Raw genomic sequence first — 1,739 nt, forward strand, 5'->3', positions numbered from 1 at the left:
GCTAGCCCCGTTTTCCGCACATGTGGATCTTTGGGGGTGATCGGTGCGTCGGGTTGGTCCTGGATCTGCGGGACGGGCAGCGTGTGGGGTTGTGAGACAACCTGCGCGGTTCGGTGGCCGGTCGGTGGAGAAGCCGCTGGGGGCGTTGCCGGTGGTGGCCGGTTTCGGTTCCCGGCTCAGGATCCGTGACCTCGTCGATGAGGCCTGTCCGGTGCGTGATGTGGCCGGGCTGACCCATGGGCAGGTGATCGAGGCGCTGGTCGCCAACCGGCTGACCTCGCCCGCTCCGCTGGTGCATGTGCAGGCGTGGGCGCGGGACTGGGCGGTCGGCGAGGCTCTGGGGGTCGAGCCCGAGTTGCTCAACGACGACCGGATCGGGCGGGCGCTGGATGCGATCGCGCCGCACCTGGACCGGATCGTCGGATCGGTCGGGGTGGCGGCGATCGAGGCGTTCGGGATCGATGTGGCCCGGCTGCACTGGGACATGACCTCGGTCTCGATGCACGGCGACTACGAGCAGGTTCAGGAGGGGTTCGCCGCCCCCCGGTTCGGCCACCCCAAGGACCGCCGCCCAGATCTGAAGCAGGTGCAGGCCGGGATCGCGGTCAGCGGGGACGGCGGTGTGCCGGTGTTCCACCGCGCCTTCGACGGCGGCGCCGGGGAGGTCGGGCAGGTCGTCCCGGTCATGAAGGCGCTGCAGCGGCTGGCGACCCCGGCCAGGATGCTGATCGTCGGGGACTCCAAACTGGTCTCCTATGCCAACCTGGCCGCGATGGACGCCGACGGTGTCACTTTCGTCGCACCGGCCTCCAAGACCTACGTTCCCGCCGCGCAGTTGGCCGGCCTGTCGCTGGAGCGGGCGACCGGGGTTGACCACGTCGCTCAGCGCGATGCGGGCAAACCCGCCGACCGCCGCGGTGCCTGGCATGTGGTCGAGGACGCCATGAGCCTGGCCGGGCCCCGCAAACGCGACCCGGTCCTTGCGCTGCGGCGGGTGTTCGTGCACTCCAGCGCGCGGGCACAGGCCGCGGCCACCGCCCGCGCCAAGAAACTCGACAGGGCCCGCGATGACCTGCAGCGACTGGAACGCGGGCTGGGCACCCGCCACTACCCGACCGTCGAGAAAGTCCAGGCCCGCCTGACCGCGATCGGCAAGGACCGCCGGGTCGGCGCCTATCTGCGCGCCGAGGCCGGCACCGACCCCGACACCGGCAAACCCACCCTGCACTGGTGGTTCGACCAGGACGCGATCGACGCCGAAGCCGCCACCGACGGCTGGTACGCGCTGCTGACCAACCTGCCGCCCGACCAGGCCGACGCCGCCCAGGTGCTCGTGCTCTACAAAGGCCAGGAAGCGGTCGAACGCCGCTACTCCGCCTTCAAAGGACCACTGGCCGTCGCCGCCCTGTTCTTGAAGAACAACCGGCGCATCGCCGCCCTGGTCACCGTGATCTGCCTCGCACTGCTGATCTTCTGCCTGATCGAACGCCAGGTCAGACACAGCCTCGCCGCACAAGGCCGCACCAAGGTACCGGGCCTGTACGCCGGACGGCCCGCCATCCCCACCGGCCGACTCATCCTCCAGACCCTCGCCACCATGAAGATCATCCCCGGACAAGGCCAAGACCCACCGGTCATCCCCCAGCCCACACCCGTCCAACTCCATCTCCTGGACCTGCTGGACATCGACCCGCGACAACTCCGCTGACGATCACTCATGTGCGGAAAACGGGGCTAGC

1 protein-coding gene is annotated in these 1,739 nt (G+C 69.6%); it reads left to right on the forward strand.

The window, feature by feature from the left end; all coding sequences use genetic code 11:
- The first annotated feature begins 124 nt into the window (after positions 1 to 124).
- Positions 125 to 1,708, forward strand: coding sequence for an IS1634 family transposase (locus SM611_RS37575; protein WP_371955169.1), 1,584 nt, complete (start codon positions 125 to 127; stop codon positions 1,706 to 1,708).
- The last annotated feature ends 31 nt before the right edge of the window (positions 1,709 to 1,739 follow it).

The organism is Actinomadura monticuli, assembly GCF_041463655.1.
GTDB classification, from domain to species: domain Bacteria; phylum Actinomycetota; class Actinomycetes; order Streptosporangiales; family Streptosporangiaceae; genus Spirillospora; species Spirillospora monticuli.